We start from the raw sequence: 25,278 nt of genomic DNA, 5'->3' as shown, positions 1-25,278 counted from the left end.
CAATAACAAGCGGGACCTGCGCCATGTCTACCAATGTAGCCTACCTGCAAGATTCCCAGGCGCTGGACCAGCTCCAGAACCTGTTCGATGCTCAACGCCGCGCCTACGCGGCTAACCCGATGCCACAGGCTGCGCAGCGCCAGCAGTGGCTCAAGGCCCTGCGAGATTTGCTCAGCGATGAGCGCCAAGCGCTGATCGACGCCATCAGTAGCGATTTCAGCCACCGCAGCGCTGATGAAACCCTATTCGCCGAACTGATGCCCAGCCTGCACGGCATTCACTACGCCAGCAAACACCTCAAGGGCTGGATGAAACCTTCCCGCCGCGCGGTGGGCATCGCCTTCCAGCCCGCATCGGCCAAGGTCATCTACCAGCCTTTGGGCGTGGTCGGGGTCATCGTGCCCTGGAACTACCCGCTGTATTTGGCCATTGGTCCGCTGGTAGGCGCTTTGGCGGCGGGTAATCGGGTGATGCTCAAGCTCAGCGAGTCCACCCCGGCCACAGGGCAGTTGCTCAAGACCCTGCTGGCGAAAATTTTTCCCGAGGACCTGGTCTGCGTGGTGCTCGGCGAAGCCGAAGTGGGCATGGCGTTTTCCAAACTGCGCTTCGATCACCTGCTGTTCACTGGCGCAACCAGTATCGGCAAGCATGTGATGCGCGCCGCAGCCGAAAACCTGACCCCCGTGACCCTGGAACTGGGCGGCAAGTCGCCAGTCATTGTTTCCGCCGATGTACCGCTCAAAGATGCTGCCGAACGTATCGCCTTTGGCAAGGCACTGAACGCCGGGCAAACCTGTGTCGCCCCGGACTACGTGCTGGTGCCGGAAGACCGTGTCGACGATTTCGTCGAGGCCTACAGCAAGGCGATTCGCGGCTTCTATCCGACCCTGACCGACAACCCGGACTACACCGCCATCATCAACGAACGGCAATTGGCCCGGCTCAACGGCTACATCAAGGACGCCACCGACAAGGGCGCCACCCTGGTCCCGCTGTATGACCAAGGCCAGGCACGACGCATGGCCCATAGCCTGCTGCTGAATGTCAGCGACGAGATGATCGTGATGCAGGACGAGATCTTCGGTCCGGTATTGCCCATCGTGCCGTATCGCGGCCTCGACCAAGCCTTTGCCTACATCAACCAGCGCCCTCGCCCACTGGCCCTGTATTACTTCGGCTACAACAAGGCCGAACAGAACCGCGTGCTCCACGAAACCCATTCCGGCGGCGTGTGCCTGAACGACACCTTGCTCCACGTAGCCCAGGACGACATGCCCTTCGGCGGTATCGGCCCGTCGGGCATGGGTCATTACCACGGTCACGAAGGTTTCCTGACGTTCAGCAAGGCCAAGGGCGTGTTGGTCAAACAGCGCTTGAACGCGGCGAAGCTGATTTACCCGCCTTATGGAAAGTCGATCCAGAAGCTGATCCAGAAGCTGTTTGTCCGCTAACAACCTACACCGGGATAACAATAAGAATGAACCCTAGCCTGACTGAAACACCTGGGCTGTCGCGGCGCGGCGTCCTGAAAATCGGCTTGTGTGCCAGCGCCTTCCTGGCCACTGCGGGCCTGGGCGCCAGCCTCAGCGGTTGCTCCAGCAGCACGCCGGCCAGTGGCTTTGCCATGTTGCGTAGCAGTGACCTGCCCTTCCTTCGAGCGGTGATCCCGGTGCTGCTGGAAGGCACCGCCACGGCCGAAGTGGTTGCAGCCAGTATTGATGACACCCTGAAAAAGCTCGACTACAGCCTGCAACACCTGTCACCGGAGATGTTCAAGCTGACGCAGCAGTTGTTCGACGTGCTGGGCATGGCCGTCACCCGCGGGCCGTTGACGGGCGTGTGGGGCAGTTGGGAAAACGCCAGCAGCGATCAGATCCGCAACTTCCTGCAGCGCTGGGAGAACAGCTACCTGAACCTGCTGCGCATGGGCCAGGAGTCATTGCTCAAGCTGGTCATCATGGCCTGGTACTTCCGACCCGAGTCGTGGGCCCATTGTGGCTATCCCGGACCACCTAAAATCTGATCTGCACCTTCATAAAAACAAGAGACGATCCTGATGCCCGTACCCGATCTGTTCCGCGACGGCCTGGCCCGCGGCTGGAAAACCTACAATGGCGCCGCGCTCGACCAAGACCTGACCCTGGAAGCCGATGTCGCGATCATCGGCAGCGGCGCGGGCGGCGGCACCACCGCCGAGATCCTCAGTGCTGCCGGCTACAAGGTGCTGTTGATCGAGGAAGGCCCGCTCAAGACCAGCAGCGACTTCAAGCTGCTGGAGGACGAGGCCTACGCCAGCCTGTACCAGGAAGGCATCGGCCGCATGAGCAAGGACGGCGCCATCACCATCCTTCAGGGCCGCGCCGTAGGCGGCACAACGTTGATTAACTGGACCTCCAGTTTCCGCACGCCAGACCCAACCCTCGCCCACTGGGCCAGCGAATACGCGGTCAAGGGCCACAGCAGTGCCGAGATGGCGCCCTGGTTCGAGAAAATGGAACAGCGTCTGGGCATCGCGCCCTGGGCAATGCCGCCCAATGCCAATAATGATGTGATCCGCAAAGGCTGCGAAAAGCTCGGTTACAGCTGGCACGTGATCCCGCGCAATGTACGCGGCTGTTTCAACCTGGGTTATTGCGGCATGGGTTGCCCGGTCAACGCCAAGCAATCGATGCTGGTGACCACTATTCCATCGACCCTGGAAAAAGGTGGCGAGCTGTTGTATCTCGCCCGCGCCGAACGTTTGAAGTTCAGCGGCGATACCATCACCAGCCTGGAATGCGTGGCCATGGATCAGCGCTGCGTATCGCCTACCGGCCGCAAGATCACGGTCAAGGCCAAACATTACGTGCTGGCTGGCGGCGGCATCAACAGCCCGGCGCTGCTGATGCGCTCGGACGCGCCCGATCCTCACTCACGGCTGGGTAAACGGACGTTCCTGCACCTTGTGAATTTTTCCGCGGCCTTGTTCGATGAAGTGATCAACCCGTTTTACGGCGCGCCGCAGTCAATCTACTCCGATCACTTCCAATGGCAGGACGGCACCACTGGCAAAATGTCCTACAAGCTTGAAGTCCCGCCGCTGCACCCCGGGCTGGCCAGTACGTTACTGGGCGGCTACGGCACGCAAAACGCCCTGGACATGGGCCAACTGCCCAAGACTCACGCCATGCTCGCGCTGCTACGGGACGGTTTTCACCCAGACAGCCCAGGCGGCAGCGTCGAGTTGCGCGGCGACGGGACACCGGTGCTCGACTATCAGGTCTCGCCCTACGCCTGGGACGGCCTGCGCCGGGCGTTCCACAGCATGGCGGAGATTCAGTTTGCCGGTGGCGCCAAGTCCGTCATGCCGTTGCACGGCGATGCGCGCTACGTGAACACCTTGGCCCAGGCGCGCAGCATGATTGACGGTTTGAACCTGGAATTACACCGTACACGCCTGGGCAGCGCCCATGTGATGGGCGGTTGTGCCATGGGTGAAGAACCGAAAAACGCTGTGGCGGACAGCCTTGGCCGCCATCACCAACTGCGTAATCTATCGATCCACGACGGCTCGTTGTTCCCCACCAGCATTGGTGCCAACCCACAGCTTTCGGTGTACGGACTGACGGCGCAACTGGCGACGGCGCTGGCTGAACGTCTGAAAACAGCGTGAAAAAATAGGGAATTTGCCATGTCTATAGTGCTTTCTTCTGCATAAGTTGACTTGGCCGACCGGGAAGGCTGCGATACCATCCGGTTCCCCAACGGACTCCGCCAGGACGACGCGATGAACCGAGTGTTGTACCCAGGTACCTTCGACCCGATTACCAAGGGCCATGGCGATCTGGTCGAACGCGCCTCGCGCTTGTTCGACCACGTCATCATTGCGGTCGCAGCCAGCCCCAAGAAAAACCCGCTGTTTCCCCTGGAACAGCGCGTGGAGCTGGCCCGTGAGGTCACCAAGCATTTGCCCAACGTCGAAGTCGTTGGCTTCGCCACGCTGCTGGCGCATTTCGCCAAGGAACAGAACGCCAATGTGTTCCTGCGCGGCCTGCGAGCGGTGTCGGACTTCGAATACGAATTCCAGCTGGCCAACATGAACCGCCAACTGGCGCCGGACGTCGAAAGCCTGTTCCTCACGCCGTCGGAGCGTTATTCGTTCATTTCCTCGACGCTGGTCCGGGAAATTGCCGCGCTGGGCGGTGATATCACCAAGTTCGTGCACCCGGCCGTGGCCGATGCGCTGACACTTCGCTTCAAGAAGTAATTGTGCAGAGGGGGCTTGTTGTGGCGAGCGGGCTTGCCCGCGTTGGGCTTGCGAAGCAGCCCCAAAACCAGGCAACCGACTTCCAGCGGAAATAACACGACGCTTTCATTAGGGCTGCTACGCAGCCCAGCGCGGGCAAGCCCGCTCACCACAGGTCATGTCCGCTCGCACTGCGGACGCCAATGCGGCACAATTGCGCGCATTAGTTTTTCAGATGCCTTGGCTGAGTGCCCTGGCAGGAGTTTCCATGTCCCTGATCATCACCGACGATTGCATCAACTGCGACGTCTGCGAACCCGAGTGCCCGAACGCCGCCATTTCCCAGGGCGAAGAGATCTATGTGATCGACCCCAACCTGTGCACCCAGTGTGTCGGCCACTACGACGAACCCCAGTGCCAGCAGGTTTGCCCGGTGGATTGCATTCCGCTGGATGAGGCCCATCCGGAGACGCCAGAGCAGTTGATGGAGAAGTACCGGTTGATTACCGGGAAGGCTTGAGACGTTCGGGCTCTCACCGGCCCCTTCGCGAGCAAGCCCGCTCCCACAGGGGAATGCATTCCAAAGCTGGGAGCGGGCTTGCTCGCGAAGGGGCCATCAGCAACACCCCATACCTTCAGCTCTGGCACCGCGGGCAAAACACACTCGCCCGCTGCCCTAGCGTCACGCTGCGCAACTCGGTCCCACAGACCTTGCACGCCTCGCCTCCCCGGCCATAGACGAACAACTCCTGCTGGAAATACCCCGGCTGCCCGTCGCCACCGATGAAGTCGCGCAACGTGGTGCCGCCGCGCTCAATGGCGGCCGCAAGAATGCGCTTGATCTCGATGGCCAGCTTCAAATAACGCCCACGGGAAATGCCCTTGGCTTCCCGGCGCGGATCAATCCCCGCAGCGAACAACGCTTCGGTCGCGTAGATATTACCCACGCCCACCACCACTGCGTTGTCCATGATGAACGGCTTGACCGCCATCGAACGCCCACGGGACAGCTGGAACAACCGCTCGCCGTCAAACAGGTCGGTCAACGGCTCCGGCCCCAGGCGAATCAGCAGTTCATGGTTGTGCGGATCGAGGCTCCAGAGCATCGCGCCAAAACGCCGAGGGTCGGTGTAACGCAGGGCCAAGCCCGATTCCAGCTCGATGTCCACATGCTCATGCTTGGCCGCCGGCATGCCGACTTCCACCAGCCGCAGGTTGCCGGACATACCCAAATGGCTGATCAAGGTGCCCACTTCAGCATTGATCAGCAGGTACTTGGCTCGCCGCTCCACCAGCACGATGCGTTGCCCGGACAGGCGCACATCGAGGTCCTCCGGGATCGGCCAGCGCAGGCGTCGCTCGCGCACCACCACACGGCTGACCCGCTGGCCTTCCAGATGCGGCGCAATACCGCGCCGGGTGGTTTCGACTTCGGGTAACTCAGGCATGTTGGCCTCGCTCGTGAAGGTTTAGTGCGCGCCCAGCTCGCGAATCGACAACTTCAGATTCTCGAAGTCGTAATCCGACAGGCCGACGTGATCCAGCACCAGATGGCCGATGCTGTTCCATTCGTGATCATCCACCTGATTACCCAGCACCCGATACGACGCGCAAATGTGCTCGGCCATTTTCAGAATCGCCAGCAGGTTTTTCACTTGCGGGTTGCGGGTCGATTCATCACTGAAAATCGCCAGGGCGTTGTGGTGGTTGGCGATGGCGTCGGTCACGTGCTCCGGCAGGCGCCAGGACTTGGCCGTGTAGTAGCCCACCACCGCGTGGTTGGTATTGAACACCCGGTTCTCGGTGTCGACCACCCGACATTCAAGGCCGGCACAAGCGTACGCCTCCTCCAGCACCGCCATGTAGTCGGGGAAGCGCTTGAGCATCAGCGGCACGCCGCAATCGTGAAACAACCCCAAAGCATAAGCTTCATCTACCGCTTGGGAGCCGGTGCGCTTGGCCAGGGTCAGGCAGGTCATCGCCACGTCCTGGGCGGTGTCCCAGAAGCGGTTGAGGGTGACGATGGTGTCGTCGCTCATCTCGCCCTTGATCGACTGGGCGTTGATCAGGTTGATGATCGATCGGCTGCCCAGCAGGTTAACGGCGCGCTGGATCGAGGCGATCTTGTTGCTCAAGCCGTAATACGGCGAGTTGACGATTTTCAGCAGCGAGCCGGACAGGCCCGGGTCCTGAGAGATCAACCGAGCGATTACTTCCAGGTCCGGGTCGGGCATGTACTGCTCCATCTGCAAATCCACCATGATTTGCGGTTGAGGCGGCACGCTGATCCCTTGCAAGGCTTGCTGGATCTGTTCGGGAGAAAGCTCTGGGGACATAAGGACACACTCTGGACTAGGCGGCGATTCTAACCCTTATGCCGGAGTGGCCGACACCTCAAAGACCCGAACTGAAACCCGATTAAATGTGGGAGCGGGCTTGCTCGCGAAAGCGATTGTAGCCGCTGCCGAGGCACGAGGCTGCGATGCGTGTCCTCAGGACCGCCCAGAGGGCCGTTGCGTCGGTATGCCACACCAAACCCATCGCAGCCTCGTGCCTCGGCAGCGGCTACAGCAAACGCGGCTCCCACATGTCCGGCGGCGCGGCCAATTCCTACGCAACGCGGTATACTCCCGCTCTTTTTTCCGGAGCGACGTCATGTCCCTGCCAAGCCTGCGTCTCAAAGCCAACGCCGATCGTCGTTTGCGCAACGGCCACCTGTGGGTCTACAGCAACGAAATCGACGTGGCCGCCACCCCACTTCACGGCTTCCAGGCAGGCGACCAGGCTATCCTGGAAGCAGCCGGCGGCAAGACCCTGGGCATCGTGGCCATGAGCCCGAACAACCTGATCTGCGCACGCCTACTGTCGCGCGACATCAAATTGCCGCTGGACAAGTCGCTGCTGGTGCACCGCATCAACGTGGCCCTGTCCCTGCGTGATCGCCTGTTCGACAAGCCGTTCTACCGCCTGGTCTACGGCGACTCCGACCTGTTGCCAGGCCTGGTAGTCGACCGTTTCGGCGACATCCTGGTGGTACAGATCGCTTCGGCGACCATGGAAGCCCATAAAGAAGACGTGATCGCCGCCCTGACCCAAGTGCTCAAGCCCAGCGGCATCCTGTTCAAGAACGACTCCGCCGCCCGTGACGCCGAAGGCCTCAACCGCTACGTCGAAACCGTGTTCGGCCTGGTGCCGGAATGGGTTGCCCTGGAAGAAAACGGCGTGAAGTTCGAAGCGCCGGTGATCCAGGGCCAGAAAACCGGCTGGTTCTACGACCACCGCATGAACCGCGCCCGCCTGGCCCCATACGCCAAAGGCAAGCGCGTCCTCGACCTGTACAGCTACATCGGCGGCTGGGGCGTGCAAGCTGCGGCCTTCGGCGCCAGTGAAGTGTTCTGCGTCGACGCTTCCGCCTTCGCCCTCGACGGCGTCGAGCGAAACGCCGCGCTGAACGGTGTGGCCGAGAAAATGACCTGCATCGAAGGCGACGTCTTCGAAGCCCTGAAAGAACTGAAAGCCAGCGAAGAGCGCTTCGACGTAATCGTCGCCGACCCGCCGGCCTTCATCAAACGCAAGAAAGACATGAAAAACGGCGAAGGCGCCTACCGCCGCCTGAACGAGCAAGCCATGCGCTTGCTCAGCAAGGACGGCATCCTGGTCAGCGCTTCGTGCTCCATGCACCTGCCGGAAGATGATCTGCAGAACATCCTGCTGACCAGCGCCCGTCACCTGGATCGCAATATCCAGATGCTGGAACGCGGCGGCCAGGGCCCGGATCATCCGGTGCACCCGGCGATTGCCGAGACTCGGTATATCAAGAACATTACTTGCCGGTTGTTGCCGAATAGCTAAGCCAGATTAACTGTAGGAGCGGGCTTGCTCGCTCCTACAGCGGCAACACACATCATCATGGGAAGCATCCCACAACACTTTGATTGAATTCCCCGTTTCGCAGACTAGTATCGGTTTCTGGTTTTACTCCGGAAAATAACAACAATGTCTGAGTTCTCTTATTCGCCGCCCAATGGTGACGTAAAACGCCAACAGCTCTCGCGCTTCATCCTCATCACCTGCATCTCCCTGATCAGCTTTTTCCCGCTCAATATCCTCCTCCCATCCTTCCCGGCCCTCGCCGCGAATTTCAACACCTCAACCGCTGAGGTTGCGTTATCTATCAGCCTGTTCACCCTGGTATTTGCGATTTCTCAACTCATCGCCGGCCCGCTTTCAGACAAATTTGGGCGCAAGGAAGTGCTTCTGGGATGCATCGTTGTTTCCACCCTCGGCTCGATCGGCTGCGCACTCGCAGCGAACTACCCAAGCTTCCTGCTGTTTCGCGCCGTGCAGGCCATCGGCTGTGGCTTTTTTGTGCTCGGCCATGCGCTGGTTGAAGACTTGTTCGAAGAACAGGATCGCGCCCGCATCCGCATCTATTACATGACCTTGAGCGGATCGTTTGTTGCGCTCTCTCCACTGCTGGGCTCCTGGCTGCAAACCACGTTTGATTGGCAGGGCAGTTTCTACGGGTTTGCGGTGATGGCGCTGGGCATGTTTATCCACGCCTACCGGATACTGCCGTCCAAGGCTGCCAGCCCTGAACGAGCGCCCGTCTCGATCATTGCCACGCTGAAATCCATCGCAGGGAACCGGGACTTCATCCGCTATTGGTGGATCGCCGCGTTGGTATTCGCCTGTTACTTCGCCTTGATCAGCGTGACGCCGCTGATTTTCATGGATGAGTTGAAGCTGTCTGAATACCAGTACGCGATGGTGCTGATGGTGTATGGCATCGCCTATCTGCTGGGTGGCGTCGCAGCGACCGCCCTGCAAAAACATATCTCCCTCACGCGGCAAATCAATATCGGGCTGATCCTGCTGGGCATCGCCGGCGTGCTGCTGGCGCTGATCATCCGCTATGAGGCTATGACTACCATCAGCCTGCTGATCCCGATGCTGATCAGCGCCCTGGCCGTGACGCTGGTTCGCCCTGCCGCGATTTCCGCGGCCATGCTGCTGTTCTCCAGCAGTGCCGGCACCGCCGCCTCGGCCGGCAACAGCATCATGTTCATCACCGCCGCCGTCAGCAGCGCGGCACTCGCGCAAGCCGGCAGTCATTTGCTGATGACTATTGCCATCAGCTTCATCGTCTTCAGCATTTGGGGCATGGTGACGAATGCCAGGGTCGGACGCTAATCACTGTAGGAGCGAGCTTGTGTGGGAGCGGGCTTGCTCGCGAAAGGGGTGTATCAACACAGCAGATGTCGACTGAAGTACCGTCTTCGCGAGCAAGCCCGCTCCCACACAAGCTCGCGCCTTGGTAGACGGCCATTCCCTCCCGCCGCCAGCGGTGTAGAATCGACGTTATTCATCGCCAGTCATCCCCCGGCGGGTTTATGAGCTCGAGGCCCGAGCGTGCGGCGATCCCGCGACGCGAGTGGCAACTTCCGGACACACGGCCATTTCTGAGTGTTCCAGACGTCAGTAGAAGCTCTCTCCCCTTAGTACCTGATTAGTAGTACCTGATTAGCCGCCCGGAGTGCTCCATGCCAGATTACCGCTCGAAAACATCCACCCACGGCCGCAACATGGCCGGCGCCCGCGCACTGTGGCGCGCCACGGGGATGAAAGATGACGACTTCAAGAAGCCGATCATCGCGATTGCCAACTCGTTCACTCAGTTCGTACCCGGCCACGTCCACCTCAAGGACCTGGGCCAACTGGTCGCTCGCGAGATCGAACGCGCTGGCGGCGTAGCCAAAGAATTCAACACCATCGCCGTGGACGACGGCATCGCCATGGGCCATGACGGCATGCTGTATTCCCTGCCGAGCCGCGAGATCATCGCCGACTCCGTGGAATACATGGTCAACGCCCACTGCGCCGACGCCATCGTGTGCATCTCCAACTGCGACAAGATCACCCCGGGCATGCTGATGGCCTCCCTGCGCCTGAACATTCCAGTGATCTTCGTCTCCGGCGGCCCGATGGAAGCCGGCAAGACCAAACTCGCCTCCCACGGCCTCGACCTGGTGGACGCCATGGTCATCGCCGCCGATTCCAGCGCGTCCGACGAGAAGGTCGCGGAATACGAGCGCAGCGCCTGCCCTACCTGCGGTTCGTGCTCTGGCATGTTCACCGCCAACTCGATGAACTGCCTGGTGGAAGCCCTGGGCCTGGCGTTGCCGGGTAACGGCTCGACGCTGGCCACCCACAGCGACCGCGAGCAGTTGTTCCTGCAGGCCGGCCGCACCATCGTCGAGCTGTGCAAGCGTTACTACGGCGATAACGATGAGTCGGTGTTGCCGCGCAACATCGCCAACTTCAAGGCGTTCGAAAACGCCATGACCCTGGACATCGCCATGGGCGGTTCCACCAACACCATCCTGCACTTGCTGGCCGCTGCCCAGGAAGCCGAGATCGACTTCGACCTGCGCGACATCGACCGTCTGTCCCGTCACGTGCCGCAACTGTGCAAGGTCGCGCCGAACATCCAGAAGTACCACATGGAAGACGTGCACCGCGCCGGCGGGATTTTCTCGATCCTCGGCTCCCTGGCCCGTGGCGGCCTGTTGCACACCGACCTGCCGACCGTGCACAGCAAATCCCTGGCCGAAGGCATCGCTAAATGGGACATCACCCAGACTGACGACGAAGCCGTGCACACCTTCTTCAAGGCAGGCCCGGCCGGCATCCCGACGCAAACCGCGTTCAGTCAGTCGACCCGCTGGGAAACCCTGGACGACGACCGTGAAAACGGCTGCATCCGCAGCGTCGAGCACGCCTACTCCCAAGAAGGTGGCCTGGCTGTGCTGTACGGCAACATCGCCCTCGACGGCTGCGTAGTGAAAACCGCTGGCGTGGACGAGTCGATCCACGTCTTCGAAGGTCGCGCCAAGATCTATGAAAGCCAGGACAGCTCGGTACGCGGCATCCTCGCCGACGAAGTCAAAGAAGGCGACATCGTCATCATCCGCTACGAAGGCCCGAAAGGCGGCCCGGGCATGCAGGAAATGCTCTACCCGACGTCGTACCTGAAATCCAAGGGCCTGGGCAAAGCCTGCGCCCTGCTGACCGACGGCCGCTTCTCCGGTGGTACTTCCGGCCTGTCCATCGGCCACGCTTCGCCAGAAGCCGCTGCCGGTGGCGCAATCGGCCTGGTGCAGGATGGTGACAAGGTACTGATCGACATTCCGAATCGCTCGATCAACCTGTTGATCAGCGATGAAGAACTGGCCGCGCGCCGGGTCGAGCAAGACAAGAAAGGTTGGAAGCCGGTAGAGAAGCGTCCGCGCAAAGTCACCACCGCGCTGAAGGCTTACGCCCTGTTGGCCACCAGTGCCGACAAGGGTGCGGTACGTAACAAGGCGATGCTGGACGGGCTGTAAGCCTTGCCCATAAAAATGCCCCGCCAAGTGCGGGGCATTTTTTTGTCTGGAGAAAACCTCAATAACATTGAAGATCAAAACTGTGGGAGCTGGCTTGCCTGCGATAGCGGTGGGCCAGTCAACACATGTATGCCTGACACACTGCTATCGCAGGCAAGCCAGCACACATTCAACCGCATGCTCATGCTGGAACTCGGTCAAGTGTGGGAGCGGGCTTGCTCGCGAAGCAGGCGACTCGGTCTTACTGGATCTCCTCCGGCTTGACGATCACCCAGTTTTTATCCGCCGTCACCGGCAACCCTTCCTTGGCCTGGGCTGCGGCGTGCTTGGCCATCATGCCGTTTAGCTGGGTCATGTACTTGTCCTTGCGGTTGATCCACAAGTGGATACCGCCCTTGGCCACGTCGACATCGTGGAACAGCATGTAGCCGTCGCTGGTCGGGGTGTCGCCACCCACGATCACCGGCTTTTTCCATTCGTCGATGTAGGTGAGGATTGCCGCATGCTTGCCGGCCATCCAGGTCGCCGGGGTCCACAGGTATGGGGTCAGTTCCAGGCCGAGGTTGGCTTTCTCGTCATACTTGCCGGCGGTAATTTGCTTGCGGGCAGTGGTCAGTTCGCCGGTCTTGCGGTCCTTGAGTAAGGTGCTCACGCCAATGACGTTCTCGGGTTTGACGTTATAGCCGTATTTCGGATCGGCAGCGACCATGCGCACCAGCTCCTCGGAAGCGGCGGTCATCACATAGACCTCGATGCCGTTTTCCATCAGCTTGTTGAACAGCTCAGCCTGGCCGGTGAAGACTTTCGGCGGCTGGACCTCCATGGTCTTCACCACGTCGCCTTCGTAGTAGGTGACGGGCACCGGCTTGCCTGACGCCATCAGCTCATCGACGTAGCCCTTGAGTTCCTTGAGGGTGAAGCCGGAGAAAATCTGCGCGACCCATGGGTAGCAGACCATGTCGTCGACTTCGCAGAGGCGATAGTAGTAGCTGAACAGGCTTTCCTTGTGGTCGGCGGTGTCCTTGAACGGGATCAGCTTCAGGGAAGGGTCCATCGTGTCGCGGGTGATCAGGCCCTTGTTTTCCAGGTAAGGCAGCAAGGACTCTTCAAGGTCGTAGCGGTAACTGGTGTTGTCCATGTCGAACACCGCAAAGTTACCTTTGTTGGCGTTGGCGGCGATCATCGCATCCAGTTGTTTGGCGGCGGGCGCCGGCCAGTGTTTCAACTCGGTGGCGGCCAGGACCTGACCGGCAAGGCCCAGGCACAGCGCGGCGGCAAACAATCTCGGTGCGAGCTTCATATGCGTTTTCTTCCTGAGTGAAAGACATCGACGCTAACAAATCTCTGTGACAGTTATCGTCCGAGCACGACCGCTTTCGTTCTGATTCCGCCAGCGCCATATGCCTGCGCGTCATTCTCTTATTCCAAAAACGACAGTCACCATTCCATAACGGTATTAAATCATTATATTTCATGCTGTTAGGCTTTCCGGTTCGCAATCGCAGGTTAAAGCGATTGGCAGCCATCCTTGGAGTTTCAATGAATCTGCCCCTGATTCTCAATTTGCTGGTGTTCGTAGCCCTGTTGCTGGGCCTGGCACAGACTCGCCGTACCAACTGGAGCCTGGCCAAGAAGGTCTTGTTTGCTCTGGTACTCGGCGTGATTTTCGGTGTGGTCCTGCACGCCATCTACGGTGCCGGCAACCCGGTGCTCAAGGCCTCCATTGGTTGGTTCGACCTGGTGGGCAATGGGTATGTGCAGTTGCTGCAGATGATCGTGATCCCGCTGGTGTTCGCTTCGATCCTCAGCGCCGTGGCCCGCCTGCATAACGCCTCGTCCCTGGGCAAGATCAGCTTCCTGACCATCGGCACGCTGCTGTTCACCACGGCGATTGCGGCGCTGATCGGTATCGGCCTGACCAACCTGTTCGGCCTCACTGCCGAAGGCTTGGTGGCAGGAACCCAGGAAATGGCCCGCCTGCAAGTGATCCAGAACGATTACGCAGGCAAAGTCGCCGACCTGAATGTGCCGCAGTTGCTGCTGTCGTTCATCCCGCAGAACCCGTTCGCCGACCTGGCCCGCGCCAAGCCGACGTCGATCATCAGCGTGGTGATCTTCGCCGCCTTCCTCGGGGTTGCCGCGCTGCAACTGCTCAAGGATGACGTGGAGAAAGGTCAGAAAGTGCTCAACGCCATCGACACCCTGCAAGCCTGGGTGATGCGCCTGGTGCGCCTGGTGATGAAGCTCACTCCGTACGGCGTGCTGGCGTTGATGACCAAAGTGGTTGCCAGCTCCAACCTGCAAGACATCATCAAGCTCGGCAGTTTTGTGGTGGTGTCCTACCTGGCCCTGGGGCTGATGTTTGTAGTCCACGGCCTATTGCTGTCCCTGTCCGGGATCAACCCGCTGCGGTTTTTCCGCAAGGTGTGGCCGGTACTGACGTTTGCCTTCACCAGCCGCTCCAGCGCGGCGAGCATCCCGCTGAGCATTGAAGCCCAGACCCGTCGTCTGGGCATTCCGCAGTCCATCGCCGGCTTTGCCGCTTCGTTTGGCGCGACGATTGGCCAGAACGGTTGCGCAGGCCTGTACCCGGCGATGTTGGCGGTGATGGTTGCACCAACGGTTGGTATCAACCCACTGGATCCGCTGTGGATCGCAACGCTGGTAGCGATTGTGACCTTGAGTTCGGCCGGTGTGGCGGGAGTAGGTGGCGGTGCGACGTTTGCCGCACTGATCGTGCTGCCGGCCATGGGCTTGCCGGTGTCACTGGTGGCGTTGCTGATTTCGGTGGAGCCGCTGATCGACATGGGCCGCACGGCGTTGAACGTGAATGGTTCGATGACGGCCGGGGCGATTACCAGCCAGATCATGCAGCAGACGGATAAAGAGCTGCTCAATGCCGATGAACATGCGGAGTTGGCGCAGGTTTAACTAAGCCTGCCCTGTGGCAGGGAGCTTGCTCCCTGCTAACTCAAGCGATCGGTAGCTTTACGATACACCTCGTCACGTTCACGCTTATCGACAGCCACAACAAACACCGTGACCTCCTGATCAATCACTTGATAGACCAACCGATAACCACTGCTGCGAAGCTTGGTTTTATAACAATCAGGTAAGCCATGGAGACGGTTCGCCTCAATGCGTGGCTGGATCAGGATCTCAACCAGCTTCTTCTTGAACTGTTGACGAACAGTATCCCCAAGTTTGTGCCACTCCTTTAAAGCCCGTGCATCAAACTCAAGGTTATAGGTCATCCAGTGAGACCTTCACCCGCTGAGGAGCTGCCAGCCGTTCCCGAACTGTGGCAAACAAGGCTTCATCTTCCTCAGTCATCAGGACAGGTTTAAAAGGCAATTGGCCGCGCTCAGCCACGTACTGCAAGGCTTGGCGCATCAATTCAGAAGGGGTTACGCCGAGTTTTTCCAGCTCATGATAAGCGCGGGCTTTAAGATCGTCGTCGATACGAACATTGATAGAGGCCATTGGGCAGCCCTCACTGTAATGACATTAGTCATTACAGTGGCGCAGGAGGCCCTCTTTTGCAAGCCGGATTTGTCGACGATGCTTCAGGCTTTTTCCCAAACCTCAAAGCTGTACGCAGGCTTTTCTCCCTCCGCCGGATTCGCCACATTCGACACCAGTTTCCACTGGTTCAAATCAAATTCGGGAAACCACGCATCCCCCTCCGGGCTTAACGTCACCCGCGTCAAATACAGGCGATCAGCCTGCGCCAAGCCTTGCGCATACAACTGCGCGCCGCCGATCAGCATCAGCTCATCAGCGCCCTGGGCCTTTGCCCATTCCTCCGCACGCTCCACCGCCGCATCAAGGGACGGAAAAACTTCCGCACCTTCGAGCGTCAGATCGGTCTGACGGCTGACCACAATATTCAAGCGACCCGGCAACGGTCGACCGAGAGAATCCCAGGTCTTGCGCCCCATGATGATCGGCTTGCCCAGTGTGGTGGCCTTGAAATACTTGAAATCCCCCGGCAAGTGCCAGGGCATGCTGTTGTCGACGCCGATCACGCGGTTTTCACCGAGGGCTGCGATCAGGCTTAAAGGGAGAGTTTTTTTCATGGCGACGAGAATACCAGAGGCGCGGGCGGCATACCCCAACCGGCGCTCCAGCGGTTATGCTCCAACCTCACTTGCTCAACAGGACGGCGCGTGACTGCACTGAACCCCCTGCAAAAACTCTGGCTGACAGAAACCGTGCGCCTGCGCGAAGAACACGCAGGCCCGCTCGAAGATCAGGAAGCCAATCGCCAGGCCCGCAGCACTGGCGGCGACCTGCCAACGCGTATTCAAAACCGCGCCCTGTGGCTGGCCGAGCGCGATGGCCTGAGCGCCGCCCTCGGCCGTTGGCTGCAAGGCGCGCGGCTGGCGTTGATCCTGCTGGCGGTGGTCGCCATCGTCAGTGGTGCCGGCCTGGCCTTTGCGGCGCTGGGCAACGGGCTGACGCCAGTGAATGTGTTCTGGGCCCTGGGCAGTCTGCTGGGCTTGAACCTGATCCTGTTGTTGAGCTGGGCCTTGGGCCTGGTGTTTGCCGGCGAACACAGCGCCAGCCTTGGTCGCCTGTGGTTGTGGCTCAGTGAAAAACTCGCCCGCGACGCCAAGGCCGCACAACTGGCGCCGGCGCTGCTGTTATTGCTGCAACGCCAGAAACTCAATCGCTGGGCCGTCGGTGTGCTGGTCAACAGCCTATGGCTGCTGGCCCTGCTCAGCGCGATGGTGATCCTGCTGACGCTGCTGGCCACCCGGCGCTACGGTTTTGTCTGGGAAACCACCATCCTGGGAGCCGACACCTTTGTCAGCGTGACCCAAACCCTTGGCACCCTGCCCGCGCTGTTGGGCTTTAACGTGCCCACCGTCGAGATGATCCGCGCCAGCGGCGACTCGGCCCTGAATATCGAAAGCGCTCGCCAGGCCTGGGCTGCCTGGCTCGCCGGCGTGCTGCTGGTCTACGGCATCCTGCCTCGGCTGATCCTCGCCCTGCTGTGCCTGTGGCGCTGGAAACGCGGGCGCGCCGGCTTGCAGCTGGACCTTAACTTGCCCGGCTACAGCGCACTGCGTGAACGGTTGATGCCCAGCAGTGAACGGCTTGGGGTCAACGACGCTGCACCTGAGCAACTGCATCACGTCGAAGGCGGCGCCAGCGAACTGGAAAGCAAAGGGGCCTTGCTGGTAGCCATCGAACTGGACGACCAACGTCCCTGGCCACCGCAGCTACCGGCTTCCATCAAAGACGCCGGCATCCTCGACAGCCGCGAATCACGCAACAAGCTGCTGGAACAACTGACCCGCTTTCCACCCGCACGCCTGGCCATCGCCTGCGACCCGCGCCGCTCGCCGGATCGCGGCAGCCTGGCGCTGATTGCCGAACTGGCCCGCGGCGCTACGGCCACGCGCGTCTGGCTGCTGCAAGCGCCCACTGGCCAGGCCCTCGACGCTGAACGCCTGGGCGACTGGCACACCGCGCTGCAACAGCTTGAACTGCCGTTCGCCGATTGCGCGCCGCTGAACTGGTTGGAGACGGGCCATGACTAAACCGCTGAAACTCGCCGTAGTCGGCCACACCAACGTCGGCAAGACCTCGCTGCTACGCACCCTGACCCGGGACGTGGGCTTTGGCGAAGTCTCCCATCGTCCCAGCACCACACGGCATGTCGAAGGCGCGCGCCTGTCGGTGGACGGCGAAGCACTGCTGGAGCTATACGACACGCCCGGCCTGGAAGACGCCATCGCCCTGCTCGACTACCTCGAACGCCTGGATCGCCCCGGCGAGCGCCTCGACGGTCCGGCACGGCTGGCGCGGTTTCTGGAAGGCAGCGAAGCCCGGCAGCGTTTCGAGCAGGAAGCCAAAGTCCTGCGCCAACTGCTGGCCTGCGACGCTGGCCTCTATGTCATCGATGCCCGTGAACCGGTGCTGGCCAAGTACCGCGACGAGTTACAAGTGCTGGCCAGTTGCGGGAAACCGCTGCTGCCGGTGCTCAACTTTGTCAGCAGCAGCGACCACCGCGAGCCGGACTGGCGCGAAGCCCTGGCCCGCCTCGGCCTGCATGCCCTGGTGCGTTTCGACAGCGTGGCGCCACCGGAAGATGGCGAGCGTCGGCTCTATGAAAGCCTCGCGCTGCTGCTGGAAAACTCCCGTGGGCAACTGGAACGGTTGATCCTCGACCAGGAAGCCCAGCGCCAGGCCCGCCAGCAAAGCGCCGCGCGCCTGATCGCTGAGCTGCTGGTGGATTGCGCCGCTTGCCGACGCAGTGTGGTCAGCGAGGCTGAGATCGAACAACAAGCCATCAGCGAACTGCGCAAAGCCGTGCGCCAGCGTGAACAACGCTGTGTCGAAGCCTTGCTCAAGCTATTCGGCTTTCGCCCGCAAGACGCTGCCGCCAGCGATTTGCCACTGCTGGACGGCCGCTGGGGCGATGACTTGTTCAACCCGGAAACCCTCAAGCAATTGGGCGTGCGGGTGGGTAGCGGGATCGCGGCGGGCGCGGCGGCAGGTGCCGGTGTCGATTTATTGGTGGGCGGCCTGACCTTAGGCGCCGCGGCCCTGGCCGGCGCCATCGCCGGTGGTGCCCTGCAAACCGCCCGTAGCTACGGCAGCCGTTTGTTGGGCAAGATCAAAGGCCAGCGCGAGCTGACCGTCGACGACAGCGTGTTACGCCTGCTGGCCTTGCGCCAACGGCAATTGCTCAAGGCCCTGAACCTGCGCGGCCACGCGGCCATGCACAGCATCAAGGTCGACACACCTCAGGACAAGACCTGGCGCGAAGGCAAGTTGCCGGAAGCGCTGAACAAGGCCCGCGCCCATCCGCAATGGTCGTCCCTTAATCCGCACCCGAAACTGAGCCAGGCCGAACGCCAGGAACAGATCGAAGCCCTGGCCCAACGCCTGGACGAAACCTAAGCCGCCAATAACTGCCGGGCCTTGGCCTTCAAGACATCAAGGTCGAGCACCGGCACATGCATTTCCTTGGCCTGCTCATCCCAATGACGCATGCGCAAACTGACGGCACACAGCGGATCCTGCTCGAATGCCCGCGCCTCTTCTGCGCTCATCACCCCGCCCTGATAACCCAGAGTGCGACGACTGGCCTCACTCAATCGAGCGTAGTAATCCGGCTGGCTGAAAGTTAGGTAGCGCTTGGCCTGGACGTGGTATTCCACCAGCTTTGCCATCCGCTCGCTGAAACCGGCCCGACGTAGATAGTCAGCCCCTAGCCGCTCATGGCTGATCACACCGTAGCCACCCATGTTCTCGCCGCCCTGGCTGCAGATATGCCCGATGTCGTGGAAGAACGCCGCCAACACCACTTCATCATCGAAACCTTCAGCCATGGCCAACTGTGCGGCCTGGGACATGTGCTCGATCTGCGACACCGGTTCGCCGATGTAATCGGCGGCGCCATGTTGCTCGTACAGGCCGAACACCTCGGCGATCACCTGTTCGGTGCTCATCACTTCTCCCCCAGCAGTTGCGCGATATTGCTCTCGGCCATCGCCGGCCCGACGCTCATGCCCACGCCAGTGTGCATCAACGCGACACTCACCCCCGGCGCTGCCCGCAGGAAGGAAAACGGCCCCGGCCCACGGGAACCGTAGACGCCCTGCCAACGCTCCGTGACGTGTATCTTGCAACCCAACGTCTGCTCGGCCAACTCAATCATCCAGTCGTCCACTTGCTCTGCGTTGAACGGTGAGGGATCGCTGCCGTAATGGTGGGAATCGCCAATGATCAACTCGCCATAAGGTGTGGGGCTGATCAGCAGGTGGATGCCATTTTCATGCAGGTGCGGGGCGTCCCGCAGGATTTGCGCCTGTACCGGCGCCGCTTCCGGCAAGTCGGCAAAGGCGCCGTAATGCACACAACTGAGGCCGGTCAGCAGCGCGTGTTGCAGGTTCAAGTCCACCTGCGGCCTGGCGCGCAGCATTTGCAGCCGGCAGATCTGCGGATTGAGCTCGGCGATCTGCTCGGCCAGCAGCGTCTGGTAGTCGTGGCCGGAGCAGACAATGATCTGCTCGCCGCGAAAGGTCCCGGCGGTGCTGTACAACTGACCGGGTTCGATGTCACGTACCAGCGTGGAGAAGTGAAACTCCACCTTGAGTTCGCGACACAGGTAGTTGATCAGCGCGGGGATGGCCTCGCGGGAATACACTTGTTGATCGTCCAGGCCGTGGAGCGCAGCACGGTGATGGCGGAATTGGCCGCCGTACAGGTCGTTCATTGCCGTGCCCTGGAGCAGCTCGACGCGATAGTCGTGCTCCTGCGCACGTCCCGCACAAAAGGCTTCCAGCAGGTGCTCTTCCGCTTCGTTGCGGGCGAACAGATAAGAGCCATTGCGCTTGAGCTGCAACCCCGCACGCTGTGCCCATTGGCCCCAGATATCTCGGCTTTCACGGGCCAAATCGAGCATGGTTCCGGGCGGCTGGCCAGTGACCAGCGCCTGGCCGAAGTTACGCACCGAGGCACCCAACGGTGTGGCGCTGCGTTCGAACACCTTGACCTTGAGGCCACGCTTGGCGGCGGCGTAGGCATGTGACAGGCCGAGGATGCCGGCGCCGATGATCAGCAGTTGTGTCATGAAGTGATGTCCTGAATTCGAGACCGCTATCGCGAGCAAGCCCACACACTTGACCTCATTTCAAAGGTAGAACTCGGTCGAATGTGTGGGCTTGCTCGCGATGAGGCCATCAGCCCAAACGAAAATATTACTGGCCGGCTACCTTCTCCGACTTGCCGTCATAGCGCTTGCGCCATTCCGTCAGGATGCTGTCGCGGTTTTTCGAGGCCCAGGCGAAGTCGTTCTTGATCAGCCGTTGCTCATAGTCAGCCGGCAACTCGGTCTGCGGCTTGGCAATGCCCGGCTGTGCCAGGACCGCAAAGTTTTCCTTGTAGAGTTCCATCGCGGCAGGACTGGCGGAGAAGTCAGCCAGTTTCTTCGCCGCTTCTTCGTGGGCGGTGCCCTTGATGACGGCGGTGGCTTCGATTTCCCAGCCCAGGCCCTCTTTCGGCAACACAATGTCCAGCGGCGCGCCCTGGCGTTTGAGCTGTACCGCCGGGTATTCAAAGGAAATACCGATCGGGAACTCACCCGACGCCGCCAGCTTGCACGGCTTGGAACCGGAGTGAACGTACTGGCCGATGTTCTGGTGCAGCTCGTCCATGTACTGCCAGCCCTGCTTCTCGCCGAAGGTCTGCAACCAGGCGCTGACGTCGAGGAAGCCGGTGCCGGACGACGCGGGGTTCGGCATGACGATCTTGCCCTTGTACTCGGGTTTGGTCAGGTCTTGCCAGCTCCCCGGTTTACTCAGGCCCTGCTTTTCGGCCTCGACGGTGTTGAAGCAGATGGTCGCCGCCCACACGTCCATGCCGACCCAGGCTGGCGGATTGGCAACGTCACGGTAGTTCGCGCCGATCTTGTCCAGGTCTTTTGGCGCGTAGCTTTGCAGCATGCCTTGCTGATCGAGGATCGCCAGGCTGGAAGCGGCCAGGCCCCAGACAGCATCCGCTTGCGGGCGGGCTTTCTCGGCCAGCAGCTTGGCGGTGATGATCCCGGTGGAGTCGCGCACCCATTTGATTTCCACGTCCGGGTTAGCCTTTTCGAAGGCTTGCTTGTAAGTCTTCAACTGCTCGGCTTCGAGGGCCGTGTACACGGTCAACTCGGTTTTCGCGGCATAGGCATTCAGGCTAAACGCAGTGAGCACAGCAGCGGCTAACGCCAGGGGCTTGAACATGGTGCGGTTCCTTTATGGGTGATTTATTGACCGGGCGCGGTATGGCGCCAGGCCTGGGAGCGGCGCAATAAACCGCGTGAAGCCCACGCCAGCAGCAAGGAAACGCCCGCCGAGGTGAACAGAATGAGCGTGGACATGGCCGCCGCGCCGCCTACATTGCCGGCATCGTCCATGTTCAGCACGGCAACGGCAGCCAGGATGGTGTCGGGGCTGTAGAGGAAGATCGCCGCCGAAACGGTGGTCATCGCCGAGACAAACAGGTAGCGCACGATGTCCAGCAACGCCGGCAGGCAGATCGGCACGGTGACCCGCAGGTAGTGGCGGTACAGCGGCGCCTTGAGAGACAGCGCAGCAGCTTCGAACTCAGCGTCCAGTTGGCGCAGAGCCGTGGTGGCGGTCATCTGCGCGGTGGTCAAATAGTGCGCAATGGTGCACACCACCAGCAGCGTCATGGTCCCGTACAACACATGCAGCGGGTTGCCGTTGAGGTTGAAAAAGAACACGTAGCCCAGGCCCAGCACCAGTCCCGGCACAGCCATCGGTACGAAGCTGAGCATGCGCAGCGCCAGGTTCAGGCCGCGCTGGCCTTTGGTTTTTTCCATCAGGTAGGCGCCGGTGAAGATCAGTACGCTGCCGATCAACGCCGTGCACAACGCCATGGTCAGGCTGTTGCGGTAGGCCAGCCAGCCGCCGCCCGCCGTGTCGTTGAACTGATAGTGGTTCAGCGACAGCGACAGGTTGTAAGGCCAGAACTTCACCACCGACGAGTACACGGCCATGCCAAACACCAGCAACAGTACTGCGCAGATCAGCAGGACAATGGCCAGGTAGCAACCATCCCTCAGCCGCGACGGCGTGGGTTGGAAGACTTGGGCGCGGCCGCTCATGGAGTCGCCGTGACGACGGCGCAGCCAGGCATCCACGCCGAAACTGAACAACGCCGGCAACAGCAGAACCATGCCGATCAAGGCGCCTCGGCCGAATTGTTGTTGGCCGACCACCGCCTTGTAGGCTTCCAGGGCCAGCACCTGGTAATCGCCACCCACCACTACGGGCACGCCGAAGTCGGTGATGGTCAGGGTGAACACCAGGCAAAACGCGGCGAATACTGCCTGGCGAGTCGCCGGCCAGGTGATGCTGCGAAACGCCCGGGCGGGGCTTGCGCCCATGCTCGACGCCGCATCGAACAACCGCGCATCCGCCAGGGACAACGCCGACAGCAGGATCATCAGCGCATGGGGAAAGGTGTAGATCACTTCACCGAGGACAATGCCCCAGAAGCCGTAGATGTTGTCTGACAGCAAGCCACGCAGCAGGCCCTGGTTGCCGAACAGATAGACCAGCGCGATCCCCGGCAGCATCGAAGGCGCCATCAACGGCAGCAACGACATGCCGCGCCAAATCGCCTTGCCGGGAATCAGCGTGCGTTGCAGGGCGTAGGCAAACAGGTAGGCCAGCGGTACGACGATGGCGGCAACACTGAGGGAAACCTTCAGGCTATTGCCCAACAACCAGTGGAAGTTGTCGCTGGTCACCAGTTCTTTTGCAGCGACCAAGCCACCGCCCTGCCCGTCTTCGCTGCTGAAGCCGCGCCAGAAGATCGCCAGCAGCGGCAGCAATACGGCGATGCCCAGCAGAAGCAGCCATATCAACTTGCCGCCCACCACGAAAATACGGTCGCCGAGTTCGGCACGGGAAACCTGGCGAGCCACGTTATCGGGTATCGGCAGAGTCATATCGGCAGGCATCTCAGGCAAACACCTGCAGGCTGCGGGGTGGCAGCGCGACCCAAATGTCCTGGGCGCCCAGGCGCGGCATGGCTTCTGGTGCCAGCTCCGCCAACAGTGGATGGCCGGGCAATTGGTCCAGCTCAAAACTCATGCGGCAGCGGTTGCCGAGGAAGGTGATCTCGCGGACCTTGGCCGGGAACAGGTTTTCTTCATGCACCACCGGGTTGACGCTGATGGCCTCCGGGCGGCAGAACAGCCGGCCCGAGGCGACCTTGTTGGCATTGTCGGCCAGACGCATGTTCATCCCGCCAACCTGAGCGTGGCTGTCACTGTTGCGGCTGAACGGCAGCCAGTTGCCCTGGCCGACAAACTCGGCCACAAACGGCGTGGCCGGGCGGTCGTAGATTTCCTGGGGCGTGGCGTACTGCTCGACCTTGCCGTTGTTCATCACGGCAATACGGTCGGCCATCAGCATGGCCTCGTCCTGATTGTGGGTGACCATCAGGGTGGTGATGCCCAGACGTCGCTGCAATTGGCGCAGCTCGGTGCACAGGTGCTCGCGGACGCGGGCGTCGAGGGCGGACATGGGCTCGTCCAGCAGCAACAACGAAGGCGCCGGCGCCAAGGCACGGGCCAGGGCGACCCGTTGTTGTTGGCCGCCGGACAGTTGGCCGGGGTATTTCTTTTCGCTGCCGAGCAGGCCTACCAGCTCCAGCATCTGCCCGACACGCTTGCGCACTTCATCGCGGCCGCTGCCGGCCAGGCCGTAGCCAATGTTGGCTTCTACCGTGAGGTTGGGAAACAAGGCGTAGGACTGGAACAAAATGCCGTAGTCCCGTGCCTGAGGTGCCAGCAGAGAAACGTCGCGATCACCCAGGTACAACTCGCCACTGTCCTGGCGCTCCAGGCCGGCGATGCAACGCAGCAAGGTGGTCTTGCCGCAACCGGACGGGCCCAGCAGGCACACCAGCTCGCCGGCCGCGACGTCGAGGGATACGTTGTCCAGGGCGGTAAACGCGCCGAAGCGTTTCTGCACACCGCGCACCTTCATTGGCGCGCCGGGGTTGGTCAGGGCTGTGTTCATGGAGGCACCTCATCGAACTGATGAAGGTCATCCTAGGGAGTGAATGCGTACCTTGTGTGGCAAGGAGGTAAAACTGGGCGATAGTGGTATTGGTAGTTTTGTGTAGGACTGGAGGGGGATGGTGATAGGTCTACCGCTTTCGCGAGCAAGCCCGCTCCCACATTTGACCGCATTCCAAAGGTCGAACTCGGTCAAGTGTGGGAGCGGCGGTGCGACGATTCGACTTGCTCGCGAATGGCCTTCAGAGCGGCGACATTTCCTGCGCCAACCCCAGAAACGCCGCCGGCAACCGCGCGCCTTTGCGCTCTTTTAGGCAGTAGAGATACTCAGGAATCTGCGGCGCATTTTCGATGCTCAGCACCCGCAACTGCGGATCATGAGGCACTTCCTGACGGGCAATGATGCTGATGCCAATGTTGCGCAACACCGCCTCCCGGATCGACTCCCGACTGCCAATCTCCAGCAGTGGCCCGTAGCTCACGCCTGCGCCCTGCAACATTTCTTCGGTCAGCCGGCGTGTGGTGGAGCCAGGCTCGCGCATCAGCAAGGTGTGTCCGACGAGGGCGCTCAACGACACATGGTCGAGCGCCGCCAACGGATGGTTGCGATGCACCGCCAGTACCAGCGGGTCCATGCCCAACACACGGCGAATCAGCCGCGGGTCTTCGAGCAGTTGCGACGAGGCCGCGACGTCGACCCGGTATTCATCCAACGCTTCCAGCACCTGCTGGGAGTTGCCGATTTCCACCGACACTTCGACATGGGGCAGCCGTTCACGGAAGGTCTTTACCAAGTCGAGGATGTAATACGGTGCCGTCGCCGCAATTCTTAACGCGCCCTGGACCTGGCCGCTGTTGCGCAGGAAAAACTCGATATCGCTTTCCTGCTGCAACAGCGCCTTGACCATCGGCAGCAGCCGCGCGCCTTCGTCGCTGACGGTGAGGCGACGGCCGCCTCGGTAGAACAGTTCAACCGAGTATTGGCTTTCCAGATGACGAATCTGGGTGGTCACCGTAGGTTGGCTCAGGCCGAGCTTTTTCGCCGCCTGGGTAATGCTGCCCAGGCGGGCGACCATGTAAAACGCCTTCAGCTCGGCACTCAGCACACCACC

Annotated in this window: 23 protein-coding genes; 11 read left to right on the top strand and 12 right to left on the bottom strand. The window is 61.0% G+C overall.

All coding sequences use genetic code 11. The features are described 5' to 3' along the window. The first annotated feature begins 23 nt into the window (after positions 1-23). The 5 genes from J7E41_RS07135 to J7E41_RS07115 all read left to right on the top strand — a co-directional run bounded on the left by J7E41_RS07135 (position 24) and on the right by J7E41_RS07115 (position 4,745). Positions 24-1,451 carry a coniferyl aldehyde dehydrogenase gene (locus J7E41_RS07135; protein ID WP_214991192.1) on the top strand — a complete coding sequence of 476 codons (1,428 nt, stop codon included), beginning with the start codon at positions 24-26 and terminating at the stop codon, positions 1,449-1,451. Between the two features lie 26 nt (positions 1,452-1,477). Next, complete coding sequence (locus tag J7E41_RS07130) at positions 1,478-2,023, top strand: twin-arginine translocation pathway signal protein (protein ID WP_214991190.1); 546 nt, start codon at positions 1,478-1,480, stop codon at positions 2,021-2,023. Between the two features lie 33 nt (positions 2,024-2,056). Beyond that, complete coding sequence (locus J7E41_RS07125) at positions 2,057-3,652, top strand: GMC family oxidoreductase (RefSeq protein WP_214991188.1); 1,596 nt, start codon at positions 2,057-2,059, stop codon at positions 3,650-3,652. 114 nt (positions 3,653-3,766) lie between these two features. After that, complete coding sequence (coaD, locus tag J7E41_RS07120) at positions 3,767-4,246, top strand: pantetheine-phosphate adenylyltransferase (RefSeq protein ID WP_049711086.1); 480 nt, start codon at positions 3,767-3,769, stop codon at positions 4,244-4,246. A gap of 247 nt (positions 4,247-4,493) precedes the next feature. Beyond that, complete coding sequence (locus tag J7E41_RS07115) at positions 4,494-4,745, top strand: YfhL family 4Fe-4S dicluster ferredoxin (protein WP_214991186.1); 252 nt, start codon at positions 4,494-4,496, stop codon at positions 4,743-4,745. A 115-nt stretch (positions 4,746-4,860) separates the two neighbouring features. Here the strand turns inward: J7E41_RS07115 and mutM are convergent, their stop codons facing one another. Together mutM and J7E41_RS07105 are read right to left on the bottom strand one after the other, a co-directional pair. Then, positions 4,861-5,673: a bifunctional DNA-formamidopyrimidine glycosylase/DNA-(apurinic or apyrimidinic site) lyase gene (gene mutM, locus J7E41_RS07110; protein ID WP_214991184.1), complete on the bottom strand. Its 813-nt coding sequence runs from the start codon at positions 5,671-5,673 to the stop codon at positions 4,861-4,863. Between the two features lie 21 nt (positions 5,674-5,694). Further along, entirely contained in the window at positions 5,695-6,507 is an 813-nt protein-coding gene (locus tag J7E41_RS07105; RefSeq protein ID WP_214991398.1) for an HDOD domain-containing protein, read from the bottom strand. A 373-nt stretch (positions 6,508-6,880) separates the two neighbouring features. On the opposite strand from J7E41_RS07105, the gene J7E41_RS07100 reads away from it, so the two are divergent. The 3 genes from J7E41_RS07100 to ilvD all read left to right on the top strand — a co-directional run bounded on the left by J7E41_RS07100 (position 6,881) and on the right by ilvD (position 11,610). Further along, positions 6,881-8,077, top strand: coding sequence for a class I SAM-dependent rRNA methyltransferase (locus J7E41_RS07100; protein ID WP_214991182.1), 1,197 nt, complete (start codon positions 6,881-6,883; stop codon positions 8,075-8,077). Between the two features lie 144 nt (positions 8,078-8,221). Further along, complete coding sequence (locus tag J7E41_RS07095; protein ID WP_214991180.1) at positions 8,222-9,418, top strand: MFS transporter; 1,197 nt, start codon at positions 8,222-8,224, stop codon at positions 9,416-9,418. Positions 9,419-9,768: 350 nt separating this feature from the next. Beyond that, on the top strand, positions 9,769-11,610 hold the full coding sequence (gene ilvD, locus J7E41_RS07090; protein ID WP_214991178.1) for a dihydroxy-acid dehydratase: 1,842 nt from the start codon (positions 9,769-9,771) through the stop codon (positions 11,608-11,610). Between the two features lie 241 nt (positions 11,611-11,851). Here the strand turns inward: ilvD and J7E41_RS07085 are convergent, their stop codons facing one another. Continuing rightward, positions 11,852-12,910 (bottom strand): haloacid dehalogenase-like hydrolase, encoded by a 1,059-nt coding sequence (locus J7E41_RS07085; RefSeq protein ID WP_251029355.1) that lies wholly within the window; start codon positions 12,908-12,910, stop codon positions 11,852-11,854. A 239-nt stretch (positions 12,911-13,149) separates the two neighbouring features. On the opposite strand from J7E41_RS07085, the gene J7E41_RS07080 reads away from it, so the two are divergent. Continuing rightward, positions 13,150-14,541 carry an L-cystine transporter gene (locus J7E41_RS07080; RefSeq protein ID WP_214991176.1) on the top strand — a complete coding sequence of 464 codons (1,392 nt, stop codon included), beginning with the start codon at positions 13,150-13,152 and terminating at the stop codon, positions 14,539-14,541. Positions 14,542-14,576: 35 nt separating this feature from the next. On the opposite strand, the gene J7E41_RS07075 is transcribed toward J7E41_RS07080, so the two are convergent. The 3 genes from J7E41_RS07075 to J7E41_RS07065 form a co-directional block, all read right to left on the bottom strand. Beyond that, positions 14,577-14,864, bottom strand: coding sequence for a type II toxin-antitoxin system RelE family toxin (locus J7E41_RS07075; protein ID WP_214991174.1), 288 nt, complete (start codon positions 14,862-14,864; stop codon positions 14,577-14,579). Then, positions 14,854-15,093 carry a type II toxin-antitoxin system RelB/DinJ family antitoxin gene (locus J7E41_RS07070; RefSeq protein WP_155583689.1) on the bottom strand — a complete coding sequence of 80 codons (240 nt, stop codon included), beginning with the start codon at positions 15,091-15,093 and terminating at the stop codon, positions 14,854-14,856. The genes J7E41_RS07075 and J7E41_RS07070 overlap by 11 nt, the downstream gene beginning before the upstream one ends. A gap of 83 nt (positions 15,094-15,176) precedes the next feature. Next, a complete protein-coding gene (locus tag J7E41_RS07065; protein ID WP_214991394.1) occupies positions 15,177-15,689 on the bottom strand; it encodes a dihydrofolate reductase in 513 nt (170 codons plus the stop codon). Between the two features lie 90 nt (positions 15,690-15,779). Between J7E41_RS07065 and J7E41_RS07060 the strand changes: the two genes are divergently transcribed. After that, positions 15,780-17,159: a DUF2868 domain-containing protein gene (locus tag J7E41_RS07060; RefSeq protein WP_214991172.1), complete on the top strand. Its 1,380-nt coding sequence runs from the start codon at positions 15,780-15,782 to the stop codon at positions 17,157-17,159. Then, on the top strand, positions 17,152-18,525 hold the full coding sequence (locus J7E41_RS07055; RefSeq protein WP_214991170.1) for a DUF3482 domain-containing protein: 1,374 nt from the start codon (positions 17,152-17,154) through the stop codon (positions 18,523-18,525). Before J7E41_RS07060 ends, J7E41_RS07055 begins: the two co-directional genes overlap by 8 nt. Here J7E41_RS07055 and J7E41_RS07050 read toward each other — a convergent pair. The 6 genes from J7E41_RS07050 to J7E41_RS07025 form a co-directional block, all read right to left on the bottom strand. After that, positions 18,522-19,076: a phosphonate degradation HD-domain oxygenase gene (locus J7E41_RS07050; protein ID WP_214991168.1), complete on the bottom strand. Its 555-nt coding sequence runs from the start codon at positions 19,074-19,076 to the stop codon at positions 18,522-18,524. The genes J7E41_RS07055 and J7E41_RS07050 overlap by 4 nt on opposite strands. Continuing rightward, entirely contained in the window at positions 19,076-20,200 is a 1,125-nt protein-coding gene (locus J7E41_RS07045; RefSeq protein ID WP_214991166.1) for a TIGR03364 family FAD-dependent oxidoreductase, read from the bottom strand. Before J7E41_RS07045 ends, J7E41_RS07050 begins: the two co-directional genes overlap by 1 nt. Before the next feature lie 127 nt (positions 20,201-20,327). After that, a complete protein-coding gene (locus J7E41_RS07040; protein ID WP_214991165.1) occupies positions 20,328-21,353 on the bottom strand; it encodes a putative 2-aminoethylphosphonate ABC transporter substrate-binding protein in 1,026 nt (341 codons plus the stop codon). A 23-nt stretch (positions 21,354-21,376) separates the two neighbouring features. Further along, on the bottom strand, positions 21,377-23,101 hold the full coding sequence (locus J7E41_RS07035) for a putative 2-aminoethylphosphonate ABC transporter permease subunit (protein ID WP_214991162.1): 1,725 nt from the start codon (positions 23,099-23,101) through the stop codon (positions 21,377-21,379). 1 nt (position 23,102) lies between these two features. Then, complete coding sequence (locus J7E41_RS07030) at positions 23,103-24,167, bottom strand: putative 2-aminoethylphosphonate ABC transporter ATP-binding protein (protein ID WP_214991160.1); 1,065 nt, start codon at positions 24,165-24,167, stop codon at positions 23,103-23,105. Between the two features lie 241 nt (positions 24,168-24,408). Beyond that, on the bottom strand, positions 24,409-25,272 hold the full coding sequence (locus tag J7E41_RS07025; protein WP_214991158.1) for a LysR family transcriptional regulator: 864 nt from the start codon (positions 25,270-25,272) through the stop codon (positions 24,409-24,411). Positions 25,273-25,278: the final 6 nt, after the last annotated feature.

It is taken from the genome of Pseudomonas fluorescens, assembly GCF_018614655.1.
Lineage (GTDB): Bacteria > Pseudomonadota > Gammaproteobacteria > Pseudomonadales > Pseudomonadaceae > Aquipseudomonas > Aquipseudomonas fluorescens_BX.
This window is presented reverse-complemented; position numbering and strand designations above follow the sequence as displayed.

Excerpts from the sequence above, each read along its gene's own strand:
- J7E41_RS07135 (WP_214991192.1), top strand. The coding sequence starts at position 24 with ATGTCTACCAATGTAGCCTACCTGCAAGATTCCCAGGCGCTGGACCAG.
- J7E41_RS07130 (WP_214991190.1), top strand. The coding sequence starts at position 1,478 with ATGAACCCTAGCCTGACTGAAACACCTGGGCTGTCGCGGCGCGGCGTC.
- J7E41_RS07125 (WP_214991188.1), top strand. The coding sequence starts at position 2,057 with ATGCCCGTACCCGATCTGTTCCGCGACGGCCTGGCCCGCGGCTGGAAA.
- coaD (WP_049711086.1), top strand. The coding sequence starts at position 3,767 with ATGAACCGAGTGTTGTACCCAGGTACCTTCGACCCGATTACCAAGGGC.
- J7E41_RS07115 (WP_214991186.1), top strand. The coding sequence starts at position 4,494 with ATGTCCCTGATCATCACCGACGATTGCATCAACTGCGACGTCTGCGAA.
- mutM (WP_214991184.1), bottom strand. The coding sequence starts at position 5,673 with ATGCCTGAGTTACCCGAAGTCGAAACCACCCGGCGCGGTATTGCGCCG.
- J7E41_RS07100 (WP_214991182.1), top strand. The coding sequence starts at position 6,881 with ATGTCCCTGCCAAGCCTGCGTCTCAAAGCCAACGCCGATCGTCGTTTG.
- J7E41_RS07095 (WP_214991180.1), top strand. The coding sequence starts at position 8,222 with ATGTCTGAGTTCTCTTATTCGCCGCCCAATGGTGACGTAAAACGCCAA.
- ilvD (WP_214991178.1), top strand. The coding sequence starts at position 9,769 with ATGCCAGATTACCGCTCGAAAACATCCACCCACGGCCGCAACATGGCC.
- J7E41_RS07085 (WP_251029355.1), bottom strand. The coding sequence starts at position 12,910 with ATGAAGCTCGCACCGAGATTGTTTGCCGCCGCGCTGTGCCTGGGCCTT.
- J7E41_RS07080 (WP_214991176.1), top strand. The coding sequence starts at position 13,150 with ATGAATCTGCCCCTGATTCTCAATTTGCTGGTGTTCGTAGCCCTGTTG.
- J7E41_RS07075 (WP_214991174.1), bottom strand. The coding sequence starts at position 14,864 with ATGACCTATAACCTTGAGTTTGATGCACGGGCTTTAAAGGAGTGGCAC.
- J7E41_RS07070 (WP_155583689.1), bottom strand. The coding sequence starts at position 15,093 with ATGGCCTCTATCAATGTTCGTATCGACGACGATCTTAAAGCCCGCGCT.
- J7E41_RS07065 (WP_214991394.1), bottom strand. The coding sequence starts at position 15,689 with ATGAAAAAAACTCTCCCTTTAAGCCTGATCGCAGCCCTCGGTGAAAAC.
- J7E41_RS07055 (WP_214991170.1), top strand. The coding sequence starts at position 17,152 with ATGACTAAACCGCTGAAACTCGCCGTAGTCGGCCACACCAACGTCGGC.
- J7E41_RS07050 (WP_214991168.1), bottom strand. The coding sequence starts at position 19,076 with ATGAGCACCGAACAGGTGATCGCCGAGGTGTTCGGCCTGTACGAGCAA.
- J7E41_RS07045 (WP_214991166.1), bottom strand. The coding sequence starts at position 20,200 with ATGACACAACTGCTGATCATCGGCGCCGGCATCCTCGGCCTGTCACAT.
- J7E41_RS07040 (WP_214991165.1), bottom strand. The coding sequence starts at position 21,353 with ATGTTCAAGCCCCTGGCGTTAGCCGCTGCTGTGCTCACTGCGTTTAGC.
- J7E41_RS07035 (WP_214991162.1), bottom strand. The coding sequence starts at position 23,101 with ATGCCTGCCGATATGACTCTGCCGATACCCGATAACGTGGCTCGCCAG.
- J7E41_RS07030 (WP_214991160.1), bottom strand. The coding sequence starts at position 24,167 with ATGAACACAGCCCTGACCAACCCCGGCGCGCCAATGAAGGTGCGCGGT.